Source organism: Cupriavidus sp. IDO (assembly GCF_000812465.1).
Lineage (GTDB): Bacteria > Pseudomonadota > Gammaproteobacteria > Burkholderiales > Burkholderiaceae > Cupriavidus.
This window is the reverse complement of the sequence record NZ_JWMA01000005.1, coordinates 14,542-28,028: the sequence shown is the minus strand read 5'-3', so window position 1 is coordinate 28,028 and position 13,487 is coordinate 14,542. Positions and strand designations below refer to the sequence as shown.

The 13,487-nt window shown below is 67.1% G+C and carries 13 protein-coding genes; 5 read left to right on the top strand and 8 right to left on the bottom strand.

Features of this window, described 5'->3' with window-relative positions:
* Window positions 1-4: 4 nt before the first annotated feature.
* From RM96_RS01500 to RM96_RS01475, 6 genes are all read right to left on the bottom strand, one after another.
* Window positions 5-1,072 (bottom strand): maleylacetate reductase, encoded by a 1,068-nt coding sequence (locus tag RM96_RS01500; protein WP_039006936.1) that lies wholly within the window; start codon window positions 1,070-1,072, stop codon window positions 5-7.
* A gap of 9 nt (window positions 1,073-1,081) precedes the next feature.
* Window positions 1,082-2,545, bottom strand: coding sequence for an aldehyde dehydrogenase family protein (locus tag RM96_RS01495; protein WP_039006933.1), 1,464 nt, complete (start codon window positions 2,543-2,545; stop codon window positions 1,082-1,084).
* Window positions 2,546-2,580: 35 nt separating this feature from the next.
* Complete coding sequence (locus RM96_RS01490) at window positions 2,581-3,606, bottom strand: hydroxyquinol 1,2-dioxygenase (RefSeq protein ID WP_443112233.1); 1,026 nt, start codon at window positions 3,604-3,606, stop codon at window positions 2,581-2,583.
* Window positions 3,607-3,669: 63 nt separating this feature from the next.
* Window positions 3,670-4,161, bottom strand: coding sequence for a hypothetical protein (locus tag RM96_RS01485; protein WP_039006930.1), 492 nt, complete (start codon window positions 4,159-4,161; stop codon window positions 3,670-3,672).
* Window positions 4,162-4,289: 128 nt separating this feature from the next.
* On the bottom strand, window positions 4,290-5,219 hold the full coding sequence (locus RM96_RS01480) for a LysR family transcriptional regulator (RefSeq protein WP_039006924.1): 930 nt from the start codon (window positions 5,217-5,219) through the stop codon (window positions 4,290-4,292).
* A gap of 109 nt (window positions 5,220-5,328) precedes the next feature.
* Window positions 5,329-6,249: a LysR family transcriptional regulator gene (locus RM96_RS01475; protein ID WP_238587030.1), complete on the bottom strand. Its 921-nt coding sequence runs from the start codon at window positions 6,247-6,249 to the stop codon at window positions 5,329-5,331.
* A gap of 184 nt (window positions 6,250-6,433) precedes the next feature.
* Here RM96_RS01475 and RM96_RS01470 point away from each other — a divergent pair, with 184 nt between their 5' ends.
* Window positions 6,434-6,751 carry a high-potential iron-sulfur protein gene (locus RM96_RS01470; RefSeq protein WP_039006920.1) on the top strand — a complete coding sequence of 106 codons (318 nt, stop codon included), beginning with the start codon at window positions 6,434-6,436 and terminating at the stop codon, window positions 6,749-6,751.
* A gap of 66 nt (window positions 6,752-6,817) precedes the next feature.
* On the opposite strand, the gene RM96_RS01465 is transcribed toward RM96_RS01470, so the two are convergent.
* Window positions 6,818-7,708 carry a LysR substrate-binding domain-containing protein gene (locus tag RM96_RS01465; protein ID WP_039006918.1) on the bottom strand — a complete coding sequence of 297 codons (891 nt, stop codon included), beginning with the start codon at window positions 7,706-7,708 and terminating at the stop codon, window positions 6,818-6,820.
* Window positions 7,709-7,915: 207 nt separating this feature from the next.
* On the opposite strand from RM96_RS01465, the gene RM96_RS01460 reads away from it, so the two are divergent.
* Window positions 7,916-8,935 (top strand): DUF1338 domain-containing protein, encoded by a 1,020-nt coding sequence (locus tag RM96_RS01460; RefSeq protein WP_039006916.1) that lies wholly within the window; start codon window positions 7,916-7,918, stop codon window positions 8,933-8,935.
* 48 nt (window positions 8,936-8,983) lie between these two features.
* Here RM96_RS01460 and fusA read toward each other — a convergent pair whose 3' ends face one another.
* Entirely contained in the window at window positions 8,984-11,092 is a 2,109-nt protein-coding gene (fusA, locus tag RM96_RS01455) for an elongation factor G (RefSeq protein WP_039006915.1), read from the bottom strand.
* A gap of 262 nt (window positions 11,093-11,354) precedes the next feature.
* Between fusA and RM96_RS01450 the strand changes: the two genes are divergently transcribed.
* The 3 genes from RM96_RS01450 to RM96_RS01440 all read left to right on the top strand — a co-directional run bounded on the left by RM96_RS01450 (window position 11,355) and on the right by RM96_RS01440 (window position 13,485).
* Window positions 11,355-11,984, top strand: a complete 630-nt coding sequence (locus RM96_RS01450) for a response regulator transcription factor (protein WP_039006914.1) — start codon at window positions 11,355-11,357, stop codon at window positions 11,982-11,984.
* Complete coding sequence (locus tag RM96_RS01445; RefSeq protein WP_039006912.1) at window positions 11,981-12,373, top strand: Hpt domain-containing protein; 393 nt, start codon at window positions 11,981-11,983, stop codon at window positions 12,371-12,373. Before RM96_RS01450 ends, RM96_RS01445 begins: the two co-directional genes overlap by 4 nt.
* A gap of 137 nt (window positions 12,374-12,510) precedes the next feature.
* Window positions 12,511-13,485: a DedA family protein/thiosulfate sulfurtransferase GlpE gene (locus tag RM96_RS01440; protein WP_039006910.1), complete on the top strand. Its 975-nt coding sequence runs from the start codon at window positions 12,511-12,513 to the stop codon at window positions 13,483-13,485.
* Window positions 13,486-13,487: the final 2 nt, after the last annotated feature.

The window sequence follows — 13,487 nt, the reverse complement described above, 5'->3', positions numbered from 1 at the left end:
CTGCCTAGTCCGGCTGCTCGCCGCGCCAGGCACGGCCGAGCAGGGCGCGAATCGCTTCGCGCTCGACCGGGCGCGGGTTGTAGTACGGGTTGGTGCAGGCCAGCGTGGCGGCTTCGTCCAGCCCCGCTTCCGGCATGCCGATCGCGGCCAGGGACGGAGAAATGCCAAGGGCCTGGTTCAGCCTGAACAGCAGCGGTCCCGCATCGGCGGCCTGATCGCCGCCCAGCGCGCGCGCCGCGCGCTGCAGCGCCTGTGGCGCCGCGGCGTGGTTGTAGTGCGCGGTATGCGGCAGCATCGCGGCATGCGTTTGTGCGTGCGGCAGGTTGAAGGTCCCGCCCAGGGTATGGCAGAGCTTGTGGTGCAGCGCCATGCCCACGGTGCCGAGGCAGACGCCGGCCAGCCAGGCGCCATAGAGCGCGTCGCTGCGCGCGTCGATATCGGCGGGGTTGCGCACTACGGCGGGCAGCGCGCGGGCCAGTGCGCGGATCGATTCCTCGGCCATCAGGCTGATGATCGGGTTCGCATCCTGCGCGTACAGGGCCTCCACTGCGTGAGCCATGGCGTTCATTCCCGATGCCGCCGAGATGGCCGCGGGCAGCGTCAGCGTGAGCGCCGGATCGTAGAGCACGGTGCGTGGCAGCACGCGCGGGTCGCGGCCGGTCTTCTTCAGGCGGCCTTCGGTGAGGCCGTAGATCGGCGTGACTTCCGAGCCGGCGTAGGTGGTGGGCACGGCCAGGATCGGCTGCGCCGATTCGAGCGCGATGGCCTTGCCCAGGCCGATGGTGGAGCCGCCGCCTACGGCCACATAGCAGTCGGCGCCGAGCCGCTGCGCTTCGGCCCGCGCCGCCCGGGCGACTTCGACCGGCACGTGCATCACCGCCTGGGCATAGACACCTGCGGCGCGCGCGCCGAGCAGGGCCGCCACGCGTTCGCCCAGGCCGCGCTGCTCTGGCGTGGTCAGCACCAGCGCGCGTTGCGCGCCGAGTTGTGCCACTTCGTCGGGCAATTGCGCCAGGGCGCCCTGCCCGAAGACGACGCGCGCTGGCGCGCACTGGTAGACAAAGCCTTTCATCGCAGCCTCTCAGCGCTTGAAGTGGGGCGGCACGGCGGCATCCACGTTGACCCACACCGAACGTGCCTCAGTGTAGTCGTGCATGGCCTCGAAGCCCATCTCGCGGCCATAGCCGGACTGGCCCACGCCGCCGAAGGGGCTGCCCGGGTTGACGCGCTTGTAGCAGTTGATCCAGCACATGCCCGCATGAATGGCGCCGGCGAGCTTGTGCGCACGAGACAGGTCGCGTGTCCACAAGCCACTGCCCAGGCCGTATTCCGAGGCATTGGCAATGGCCAGCGCCTCGTCGTCGTTGCCGAAGCGCAGCACGGTGACGAAGGGGCCGAACACCTCTTCCTGCGCCACGCGGTCATGCGGGCGCGCTTCGACGATGGTTGGCTCCACGTAGTAGCCGGCTGACAGGTCGTGCGCGCCCGGGGCCTTGCCGCCGGCCAGCACGCGGGCGCCCTGCTCGCGTGCGATGTCGACGTAGGCCAGCACGCGATCACGATGCTGTGCCGACGTGAGCGGCCCCATCTCGGTTTCCGGATTGAGCGGGTTGCCTAGCCGGATCGAGCCGGCCAGCGCGGTGAAGCGCTCGAGGAATGCATCGGCGATGCGCTCGTGCAGCACCAGCCGCGAGCCCGCGATGCAGGCCTGCCCCTGGTTGTGGAAGATCGCCCAGGCGGCGCCGTTGACGGCGGCATCCAGGTCGGCATCCTCGAATACGATGTTGGCGCCCTTGCCGCCCAGCTCGAGCTGCACGCGCTTCAGGTTGCCCTTGGAGGCCTCCACGATGCGGCGGCCCGTCGCGGTGGAACCGGTAAAGGCAATCTTGCCCACGCCCGGATGCTCGGCCAGCCGCTGGCCGGCGGTATGCCCGTAGCCCGGCACCATATTGACCACGCCTTCGGGAAAGCCCACTTCGGCCATCAGCTCGGCAATCCGCAACGAAGACAGCGGCGTCAGCTCCGATGCCTTGATCACAATGGTGTTGCCTGCGGCCAGCGCCGGGCCCATCTTCCAGCTGGTGAACATCAGCGGGAAGTTCCAGGGGACGATCTGCCCCACCACGCCGATCGGCGCGCGCTGCACGTAGTTGAGGAAGCCGGTTTCCACCGGAATCACCGAGCCCTGCAGCTTGTCGGCCATGCCGCCGAAGTAGCGGAAGCAGGCGGCGGTGCGGGGCACGTCCAGCCCGCGCGAATCGCGGATCGGGTGGCCGGTGTCCAGCGATTCGAGCTGCGCCAGTTCCTCCGTGTGGGCCTCGATCTTGTCGGCCAGCTTCAGCAGCAGGCGCCCGCGTTCGGCGGCGGCCATGCGCGACCAGGCGGGAAAGGCGCGGGTGGCAGCTTCCACGGCTAGGTCGACGTCCGCCGCCTCCGCGGCGCCAATCGCGGTGATCACGCTGCCGTCGTGCGGGTTCAGCACGTCGATGGTGCCGCCGCCGATGGCATCGACAAAGCGGCCGTTGATGAATAGCTTGTTCTGCATGATGTAGTCGTCGTAATGTCGGTCGGAATGGCGCGTCAGAATTCGACCGGATGGGGCTTCAGCTCTCCGCTCTCGTACCGCTTGGGCAGGTTCGGCGTGGCGTTCTCCCACACCAGCAGCATTGAGCGCTTGGTCGAGTAGCCCTGGTGGCGGATGTCGGCCGGCATGGCGCAGATGTCGCCGGCGCGCGCCGTGACGCGGGCACGCGGGGCGCCGGTGTTCTTGTCGCCGATGTCCCAGATGATTTCGTCGGACAGCTGCACGAACCACTCGACGCGGTCGTTGCCGTGGAACACCGGCAGGATGAATTCCTCGGTGGTGGGGCAGAACAGGCTCTGGCCACAGACGGAGGTCACCGAGGGGTTCCAGGTCACGTCGGAGCGCGACAGGTACTTGAACAGGTTGAAGGCGTGCAACTGCCCTTCGAAGCCGGGCTCGGCGTGGATCTCGGGTTCGTCCTGCGGCACGTCATGGAAGGCGCGGTTGACCGGCAGGTCGTCGCGCAGCGGGGAATCGTCGGGCAGGCCCGGCATGCGGCGCGTGGCGATGCGCGTGCGCTCGATGGCGGCGCTGTTCTCGCCATGCTTGCTGCCGTACGCGGTGCCGGTTTCTTCGGGCGCGGCGAACGGGTCGAAGCCTTCATTGGTCCAGTCGTGCAGGATGGCCTTGAAGGTGGCCATGATCAGCGGGGTCTCGAAGGTCTCGGTGTAGTCGACACCGGCTTCCTTCATCACGCCGTTGAAGGCGCCCGCATACATGTCCACTTTGCCGTAATGGTTGCGCGTGCCGATCACATGGTCGAAGTTGACCCAGCCGTAGAAGAAGCCCCAGGCGACATCGCGCATCATCGCGCGCAGGAACGCGTCGGCCGGGATGGCGTGCGTGCGGGTCTGCCCCTGGGCAGGCCACTGGACAGTGGCGAAATAGGCGTCGCGCGAAAAGCGGAAGGCGCCGAGCGAGAAGGTGCGGTAGCCGGTGACGGGGTCTGGCGCGGTTGCCTGCACTTTGTCGGCAGCAAAGCCCTTGGCTTGGGTTTCCGGCTTGTCGGCGAGATCGAGCATGGCCATGAGAGGTCTCCTGAATGGTTTGCGAGGTCGTGGAATGCGGATGGCGTCAGGCGAAGATCAGTGCAGGCAGATCTCGGCCCACTTCTCCACCGAAAGCGCGCCTAGCTTTGTCTGCAACACCAGCGCGCACGCCGCGGGGGCGCGAAAGCGATAGGCACAGCCGGCGGGCAGCAGGCTCTGGTGGCCCTGGCGCAGCAGCACATAGCCCATGCTGCGGCCAGCCGGCTCCTGGCCGGCAAGTACGGCGCCGTTGGCCTCGGCAACGGGCTGCTCCAGCGCGACGAACTCGACGCGCACTTCACCATCCATGGCAACCACGAATTCGTCGTGCGCGCAGGCGAACCACGGCGAATCGCCTTCGGCGCGCAGCGTCTCGACGACGTACTCGAGGTTCTTGCCGACCACGACCCTCTCGTACGGCGCGGCCTTCGAGGCAACCTCGAAGACATTGGAAAACACGTAGTGGCGGGCATCGCCCTGGGTCACCTCGATGCCGCCTTTGCGGTAGTTGCCGAGGGAGCCGAACACGGTCTTGTATGCGGTGGTCATTGCGACTGTCTCCGTTGTCATTGCTGAGTCGTTGGATCAACGATAGGTGCCATCGCATCGCAACAACAATTGGCAAAACGGTGAACGTGGTGTTCGGGGATTCTGAAGAATGACCGCGCGGTGGCGCGTCAGGCGACCCAGCCGCGCGCGAGCAGCGGCACGTCCCAGGCCGGCTCGCCGGCCAGGCGTTCGGCCAGGAAGTCCACCAGCATCCGCACCTTGACCGCATGCCGCTGCGTAGTGGGATAGACCGCTGCGAAGGAGAACGGCGCGAGCGTGTAGTCCGTCAATACGGGCACCAGGCGCCCGCTCTGGAGATCCTCGCTGGCAACCAGCGTCGGCAGGCAGACGATGCAGCCGCCTGACGCCGCGTAATCGCGCAGCAGGTGCACGGAGTTCGAACGCACCTGTCCGGGCAGCTCCAGCGACACCGTCTCGTCGCCACGCGTGAACACCCAGCGGTTGCGCGACGGATAGCCGGCGTACAGGGCGGTCGTATGCTGCAGCAGGTCAGCCGGCACCATCGGCATGCCGTGCCGCGCGATGTAGTCCGGCGTGGCGCAGAACAGCCGCCGCACGGGAAACAGGCGCTTCTCGATCAGTGAACCGGAGATCGGCGGAAAGATCTGGAAGGCAACGTCGAAACCTTCTTCGATCGGATCGACCACGCGGTCATTGACGATGATGTCGAGCTGAATGCCGCCGTAGCGCTGTGTGAACGCATGGAGCAGTTCGCCGAAATGCCCGATCGCATAGCCGGGCAGCATCTGGATGCGCAGGCGCCCGGTGGGAGTGCCATTGAGGTCGCGCATCTGGTCGGTCAGGCTGTTGAGTTGCGAGACCGCCTCGGCGCATTCCCTGTAGTAGGCGTCGCCCAGTTCCGACAGGCGCACGTGGCGGGTGCTCCGATGGAACAGCGGCGCGCCGATGAATTTCTCGAGCTGCTGCACGCGGCTGGTCACGATGGAACCGGCGACCCCAAGTTGGCGCGCTGCTTCGGCGAAGCTGCTGGCTTCCGCCACGCGCACGAAGGCTTCGATGGCAAGAAAGTGGTTCATATTGTCTCCGTCAGAGGCGGGTCTGCATGCCCGCCTTTCTTCGCGATTTCAGAATAATAGGGCGGGCTTTGGCGCCCATTTATCTGAAATTCGGAGCGATCTGATCGGATCAGCCGATGATGGCCGGGGCGTCGTCGGCGCCTCTTGGAAAGACCGAAGTGGCCTTGATCAGTTCGTCCGCCAGCAGACGCGTGGCGGGGCCAGCGAGGTCGGGCTGGCTGTGGACCAGGTAGAGCGTCACGTGGCGGATGCGGCCTTCGCGCAATGGCAGGCGCTGCAGCGTGCTGTCGCGCAGCGGCCCGGCCACCATATGCTCGGGCAGCCAGGCAAAGCCCAGCCCGCCGGCGACCAGCAGGCGCACGGCCTGCATGCTGCTCACGGTCCAGCGCAGCGTGGCGCCAAGCCAGCCGTCGTCGCGTGGATTGGCGTGGCCCGAATCGCGCAGCACGACCTGCAATTCGCGGCTCAGGTCCTCGGCCGTCAACTCGCGGCGGAGCTGGTGAAGCGGGTGAGAGGGGTGGGCGACCGCGACAAAGGGAATATCCAGCAGCCGCTCGCCGAAGTGTCCGGTCGGGATGCGGGTGCCCACGGCCAGCTCGACCTGCCGTTGCAGCAGCGCTTCGTCGGCGCCGGACAGCACCACCTCGGTCAACTGCACGCGCGTCTGGGGCGCGAGCCCGGCGAATTCCCGCAACGCGGACAGCAGCAGCGTGGCGGGCAGGGCGGCATCCACCGCCAGCCGGACTTCGGCTTCCCAGCCTTGCTGCAGGCTGTCGGCCAGCTGTTCGATGCGGTAGGCATCGCCGAGCAGCTCGCCCGCGCGTGCCAGCAGCGCCGCGCCGCTTTCAGTGAGCCGGGCCTTGCGCCCTTCGATCGCGAACAGCTCGACGCCCAGCTGCTCCTGCAGCCGCGCCACCATGTAGCTGATCGACGACTGGCTGCGGTGCAACGCTTCGGCGGCCTGGGCATAGCCGCCGTGCTCGACAATGGCTTGCACGACTCGCCATTGCTCCAGGGTGGTTCGGGGCATTTTCATCGCGGTACGCCGGTCTGGTTGACGGGGCTCGGCAGGATACTGGCGACATTCTCGCTCAGAATGCCCGGCCGGCGACTGCGAGGTTTACCCCTTGCCGGAATCCGAAGTACTCTTGACGCGCTGCGGTCCGCCGTCGGCCGCGCCACCGTCCCCCGAAAGAAGAGCAAGGAGGCAGGACATGCCCTGCAGACGCCAATTCCTGAAAGCCGTACCGCTGGCCATGGCAGGCGGCTTCGCCGTCATCGCCCCGCTGGTTGGTGAGACCGCCCACGCCGCCACGCTTGGCGAACAGGACCCGCAAGCGCAGAAGCTTGGCTACAAGGCAGATACCGCCAGCGTCGACAGCAAGAAGTATCCCAAGCACACCAATACGCAGACCTGCGCCAACTGCCAGCTCTACCAGGGCGACAAGGGCAGCGCCGCCGGCGGCTGCGTGCTGTTCGGCGACAAGGAGGTGACTTCCGGGGGCTGGTGCAGTGCGTGGGAGCAGGGCTAGTCCGTTGAAGGTTTTTCGCGCTGATCCTTCCGGTGTGCGGTGCCGGAATCGCGCTGCAACCAATGCCTACTGCGACAGCCCGAGTATCCACGCCTGGAAGGCGTCGAGCGCTTCCGATGGCGGCCGGCCCTCCGGATAGGCGAAGTAATACCCCTGGCTCGCATCCAGTACCCGGTCTACCGGGATCACCAGCTGGCCAGTCTCCAGCTCGCGCTCGATCAGCAGGCGTGGTGCCAGGCCGATGCCCAGCCCGGCCGCCGCGGCGGCGGTCATCATCGTGAAGAGTTCATAGCGCGGGCCGCGCGATGCCGCGATGTCGTAGTCCCAGCCCTGCGCGGCATACCAGTCGCGCCAGGCATTGGCGCGCGTGCTCAGGTGCAGGTGGCGGCAGTGTGCCAGGCCGGCCGCGTCGCTGACCGGGTTCGCCGCCATGAAGCCGGGGCTGCAGACCGGCACCATGCCGCCTTCGCGGAAGATCATCCCGCCACGCGTGCCGGGCCAGAACTGGTCGCCGTAGTAGATGGCGGCGTCGTAGGCGCACTCGTGGAAAGAGAACGGCTGCGAGCGTGCGCTGAGGTTGACGGTGATGCCGGGATGCCGCTGCGCGAAGTCCGGCAGGCGCGGGATCAGCCATTGCGTGGCGAAAGTGGGCACCACGGCCAGCTCCAGCGTGTAGCCCATGGCGCGGCCGGCACTGATTTCCAGTGTGTCGCGCTGCAGGTGGTCGAGGTGGCGCCGGATGCGGGCGGCGTATTCGCGTCCGGTTTCAGTCAGCACCAGGCGCCGGCGCACGCGCGTGAACAGGGCCACGCCCAGCCGCTGCTCGAGCATCGCGACCTGGCGGCCCACGGCGCTTTGCGTCAGTGCCAGCTCATCGGCGGCGCGCGTGAAGCTGCCGAGCCGCGCCGAGGCTTCGAAGGCCTGGAGCGCGCCAAGGTTGGGAATGTCGTTTCTCATGGGAGGGCTGGGCGCGTGGCCGCTGCCGTGGCGGCGTGGGGCAGACAGTATATACAGCCCGCGGCGGCGGCACTTCCTGCGCGCCACGCACAATGTTGTGCGGAATCGGCGCTTGTCCCGGTGCTGTCCTGCCCACTATCCTGCCCCGCGGATCCGGGCCGGCACGGGGGCGTGCCCGGCCGGGTCCGGCCAAAACGACCTCCCGCCATGAATCCGAACATTTCCGCTCTCCTGACTGCCACCATCGGCGCTGCCCGCGCCAGCCACCTGCTCTCGCTGGTCACCTCGCCGGCCGGCCTTCCGGTCGATGCCGATGGCCGCGCCACCCGCGCGGAAATCGCGCAGGCGCTGAACATCGTGCTGTTCGGCGGCATCCTGGACCGGGTGCCGACCGGCCGTGCCTATACCGACGACGTGGCGGCCGCCGGCGGCAAGGTCACCTTCGACCACGGCGCGCTGCGCACCGTCAAATGGCGCGACAACGGCGCGCTGCCAGAAGGCGAGACCGCCTTTACGCGTATCCTGCGTCCGCTCGGCTACGTGCTGAACGGCACCTATCCGCTTGACCGCATCGGCATGACCGGCCGCTCGTACGCACACGCCGATGCGCCAGAGGAAATCGCGCAGTTCTTCCTGAGCGAGTTCCATCCGGAGCGCTACAGCGAAGCATTCCGCCAGGCCGTGAGCCGGATCACCGGCAGCTCAGCCGATCCGCTGACGCCGCGTGCCCAGTCGCTGCTGTGGCAGCTTGAGCGCGACGGCGCTCTGGCGGTGCAGGAGGGGGCGGAGCTGATCGGCCTGCTGGTGCCGTGCTTCGAACGCCAGCACGCCACGCCGCGCCTGGAAGACTACGAAATCCTGCTGCGCGAATCGGCCGAGATGGCCTGGATTGCCACCGAGGGCAATGCGTTCAATCACGCGACGGACCGCGTCGATGATGTATTTGCGCTAGCCGAGCAGCAGAAGCAGCTTGGGCGCCCGATGAAGGAGAAGGTGGAGGTTTCGCGCAGCGGCCGCGTCAAGCAGACAGCGTTCCGTGCCGACATGGTGAGCCGCGCGTTCGTTGGCGCGCAGGGCGAGCGGGTAGAGCGCGAAGTTCCGGGTTCGTTCTACGAGTTCATCACGCGCGACCGCTATGCCGACGAGCAGCTTGCGCAGCCGCGCTATGACCTGGGGTTTGATGCGGGCAATGCGCAGGGGATTTTCAAGATGACGGCGGCGGCCTGAGGCTGCGCCCGGGATGCCCTCTCCCCGCAGGGGAGAGGGCGTCAGTCATCAGCCGATCTTCTTCGCCGAAATCACTGCCTCCGCCACATTGGCCGGCGCCTCGGCGTAGTGCTTGAACTCCATCGTGAACGTGGCACGCCCCTGCGTCAGTGAACGCAGGGTAGTCGAGTAGCCGAACATCGTTGCCAGCGGCACCTCGGCGCGCACGACCTTGCCGCCGCCGCCGGCAATGTCCTCCATGCCATGCACCATGCCGCGCCGCGAGGAGAGGTCGCCCATCACGTTGCCGGTGAATTCCTCCGGCGTTTCCACTTCGACCGCCATCATCGGTTCCAGCAGCACCGGCTTTGCGCGGCGCATGCCCTCCTTGAAGGCCATCGAGCCGGCCATGCGGAAGGCGTTTTCGTTCGAATCCACGTCGTGGTAGGAACCGAACACCAGCGTCGCCTTGATATCCACCACCGGATAGCCGGCCAGCACGCCGGACTGCAGCGTTTCGCGGATGCCCTTGTCCACCGCCGGGATGAACTCGCGCGGCACCACGCCGCCCTTGATGGCATCGACGAACTCATAGCCGCCGCCGTGCGCCATCGGCTCGAGGTTGAGCACCACGTGGCCATACTGGCCGCGCCCGCCCGACTGCTTGATGAACTTGCCTTCCACGTCCTTGATGGATTGGCGGATGGTCTCGCGGTAGGCCACCTGCGGCTTGCCGACCGAGGCCTCCACGCCGAACTCGCGCCGCATGCGGTCCACCAGGATTTCCAGGTGCAGCTCGCCCATGCCGGAAATGATGGTCTGGCCGGATTCCTCGTCGGTCGCCACGCGGAACGACGGATCTTCCTGCGCCAGCCGGTTCAGGGCGATGCCCATCTTTTCCTGGTCGGCCTTGGTCCTGGGCTCCACCGCCTGCGAAATCACCGGCTCGGGGAAGCTCATCCGTTCCAGGATGATGACCTTGTTCGGGTCGCACAGCGTGTCGCCGGTGGTGGCCTCCTTCAGGCCGACCGCCGCCGCGATATCGCCGGCGCGCACTTCCTTGATCTCGTTGCGCACGTTGGCATGCATCTGCAGGATGCGCCCCAGCCGCTCGCGCTTGCCCTTGACCGGGTTGTAGACCGCGTCGCCGGAATTGACCACGCCGGAGTACACGCGGAAGAAGATCAGCTGGCCGACGAACGGGTCGGTCATGATCTTGAACGCCAGCGCGGAGAACGGTTCTTCGTCGTTCGGGTGGCGCTCGGCCTCGCGATCGTCCTCGGTGTGGCCGAGGATGGCCGGCACGTCGGCGGGCGAGGGCAGGTAGTCGATCACCGCGTCGAGCATGGTCTGCACGCCCTTGTTCTTGAAAGCGCTGCCGCACAGCATCGGCACGATCTCGTTGGCGATGGTGCGCTTGCGCAGGCCTTGCTTGATCTGCGCTTCCGTCAGCGGTTCGCCGGCCAGGTAGAGGTTCAGCAGGGTTTCGTCGGCCTCGGCGGCGGCCTCGATCATCTTGTCGCGCCACTCCTGCGCCGTGGCCAGCAGTTCGGGCGGGATGTCCCGGTATTCGAAGCGCACGCCCTGGCTGGCGTCGTCCCAGACGACGGCTTTCATCTTGACCAGGTCAACCACGCCCAGGAAATGGTCTTCGGTGCCCACGGGTATCTGGATCGGCACGGCGCGGCCCTTGAGCCGGTCGGCGATCTGCGTCTGCACGCGAAAGAAATCTGCACCAACCCGGTCCATCTTGTTGACGAAGGCAATGCGCGGCACAGCGTACTTGTTAGCCTGCCGCCAGACCGTCTCCGACTGCGGCTGCACGCCGCCGACGGCGTCGTACACCATGCAGGCGCCGTCCAGCACGCGCATCGAGCGTTCCACCTCGATGGTGAAGTCGACGTGCCCGGGGGTATCGATGATATTGATCCGATGCTCGGGATAATTGCCGGCCATGCCCTTCCAGAAGGCCGTGGTGGCCGCAGCCGTGATGGTGATGCCGCGCTCCTGCTCCTGCTCCATCCAGTCCATGGTGGCAGCACCGTCATGCACCTCGCCCATCTTGTGGCTGACACCCGTATAGAACAGTATCCGCTCGGTCGTGGTGGTCTTGCCGGCGTCGATATGCGCGCTGATGCCGATATTGCGGTAGCGCTCGATAGGGGTCTTGCGGGGCACGGTGATCTCCTGGATGACACCTGGGCCGATAGAGTAGCACCACTGGAGGATTGCCGCGTTGTCCCTGCGGGCGACAGGGGCAGCCAGGCCCCGTGCAGCCATGTCCGAGTCAATGCTCGGAATTTGCCCGCGCACTATGCAGAGTCCTCCCATCCTCCGCGCGACGGCGCCTCCCTATACTGGCCGCAGGTAAAAACCGCGGTTTCCCCATCCCTTGGCGCCAACCGCGCCGAAGGCGTTCCAGACCGCAACAGGAGATGCATTGACTACCATCCTGATCGTTGACGATCACCCGGCGCTGCGGCTCGTGCTGCGGTCCCAGATCTCGCAGCTGCTTGGCGTCGATGAAGTCCTCGAGGCCGACAATGGCCAGAGTGCGATCGAGCTGGTGCGCAGCCGCATGCCCGACCTGGTCATCCTGGACCTGGACATTCCGCGCATCAGCGGGCTGGATGTGGCGCCACGGCTACGCACCATCCATCCCCAGGTGCGCATCCTGGTGGTGTCGGCGCTCGATCCGGCAGTCTTTGTCGCGCGTGCGTGGCAGGCCGGCATGCAGGGGTTCATCAGCAAGACGCAGGACGTCAAGGAAATCCTGCGCGCCGTGGAGGCGGTGCTGGCGGGCTATACGGTGTTCCCCGCCATGACGCGCGACGGCGCCCCGCGCCTTGCCATGGCGAGAGACGAAGAGAACCTGCGCCGGCTGTCCGACAAGGAAGTGGTGGTCCTGCAGATGCTCGCCCGCGGCATGTCGTACAAGGCGATCAGCAACGAACTCTTTATCAGCAACAAGACCGTCAGCAGCTACAAGTCGCGCATCATGGCCAAGCTGCAGGTCGAATCGCTGGTCGAGCTGGTGGACTTTGCGCGGCGCTGCCGCCTGACGCAATGATGGCGGCCGTGCCGGCGGCGCCGTTGCTGTCCGAGGCGCAAGCGCTGGAGCTGGGCCAGGCGGTGGCCGACCTCGCGGGCGGCAATGCCAGCCTGCGCGATGCACTGCTCGACAGCCTGGTGGAGACCATCATCGCCGACGTCGCGGCCATGCAGACAGCCTGCAAGACCGGTGACCGGGGGCAGCTCCGCGCGGCCGTGCACCGGCTGAAAGGCAGCGGCGGCATTGTTCGCTGCCGGGCGCTGGTCGAATGCATCATGCACCTCGAAGCGGCGGCGGAGGCCGGCGACGCCGGGGCGGTCCCGTACCTGGTCTCGGACTGCGCGCGGGTGGGCGATGCCGTGGCCGGGGCGCTGCTGGCGCTGCGCCAGGACCCTCGGGGAATTTGAAGCTCACATGCAAGTGAGAGCGTGCAGACCGGGCCCGCGGCTGGCAAACTGACGGTCTGGCCCGGCGGCTCGTACAGCGCGGCTCGCGCACTGGCGCCGCCGGGAAACTTGATCGGCGTGCGACGCGGGAGACGGTTGTGGGCGAATTACAGGCCTTGCTGGAAAGCCACGGGCTGATGCTGGTATTCCTGAATGTGCTTGCCGAACAGGCCGGGCTGCCGGTTCCGGCATATCCGATGCTGTTCGTGGCGGGCGCCCTGGGCATGCAGGAATCGGGGCCCTCCATCGGCGCGGTGCTGGGCGCCGTGATCGTCGCCTGCCTGATTGCCGACACGGCGTGGTACTTTGCCGGGCGCCGGCTCGGCCAGCCCATGCTGCGCACGATCTGCCGCGTGTCGATCTCGCCCGACACCTGCATTCGCCAGACCCAGTCGCTCTACCTGCGCGTGGGGCCGCGCTCGCTGGTGTTTGCCAAGCTGCTGCCCGGTGCGGGCGCGTTGTCCACCGCCATGGCCGGGATGACGGCTACGCCGCTGCCGGTGTTCCTGTTCTATGACGCCCTCGGCGCACTGGTCTGGGCGGGCGGCGCCCTGCTGGTGGGTGTGGTGTTCAGCGATTTTGTCGATACCATCCTGGCCGCGTTCAGCGCCTATGGGCATATTGCGGTGCTTGTCTGCGTGGCGGCCTTCGCGCTGTTCATTGCGTGGCGCTGGTGGTGGCGCATTCGCCTGCTGCGCCGCACGCGCCGCGTGCCTCGCATGACGGTGGTCGAGCTGGAAGCCCGCCGCCAGGCCGGCAGCCTGCCGCTGGTGCTGGATGTGCGCGCGCATGGCGTGGAAGACATCGAGCGCATCCCTGGCGCCGTCGTGGTCGATATGCACGGTCCGCTCGACATGCTCGGCGATCATCCGGAATCGGTGGACATCGTCGTCTATTGCGCCTGCCCCAACGAGATTTCGGCCGCCATCCTGGCGGAGCGGCTCAAGGCCAAGGGCTACCAGAAGACCTGGGCGCTGGCCGGCGGCTTTGACGAATGGAAGCGGCTGCACGGCGGCGAGCCTGGTGAACAGCCTGCGTCGCCTCCGGCGCAGGAGAAGCTGCGGGCCGGCTGACG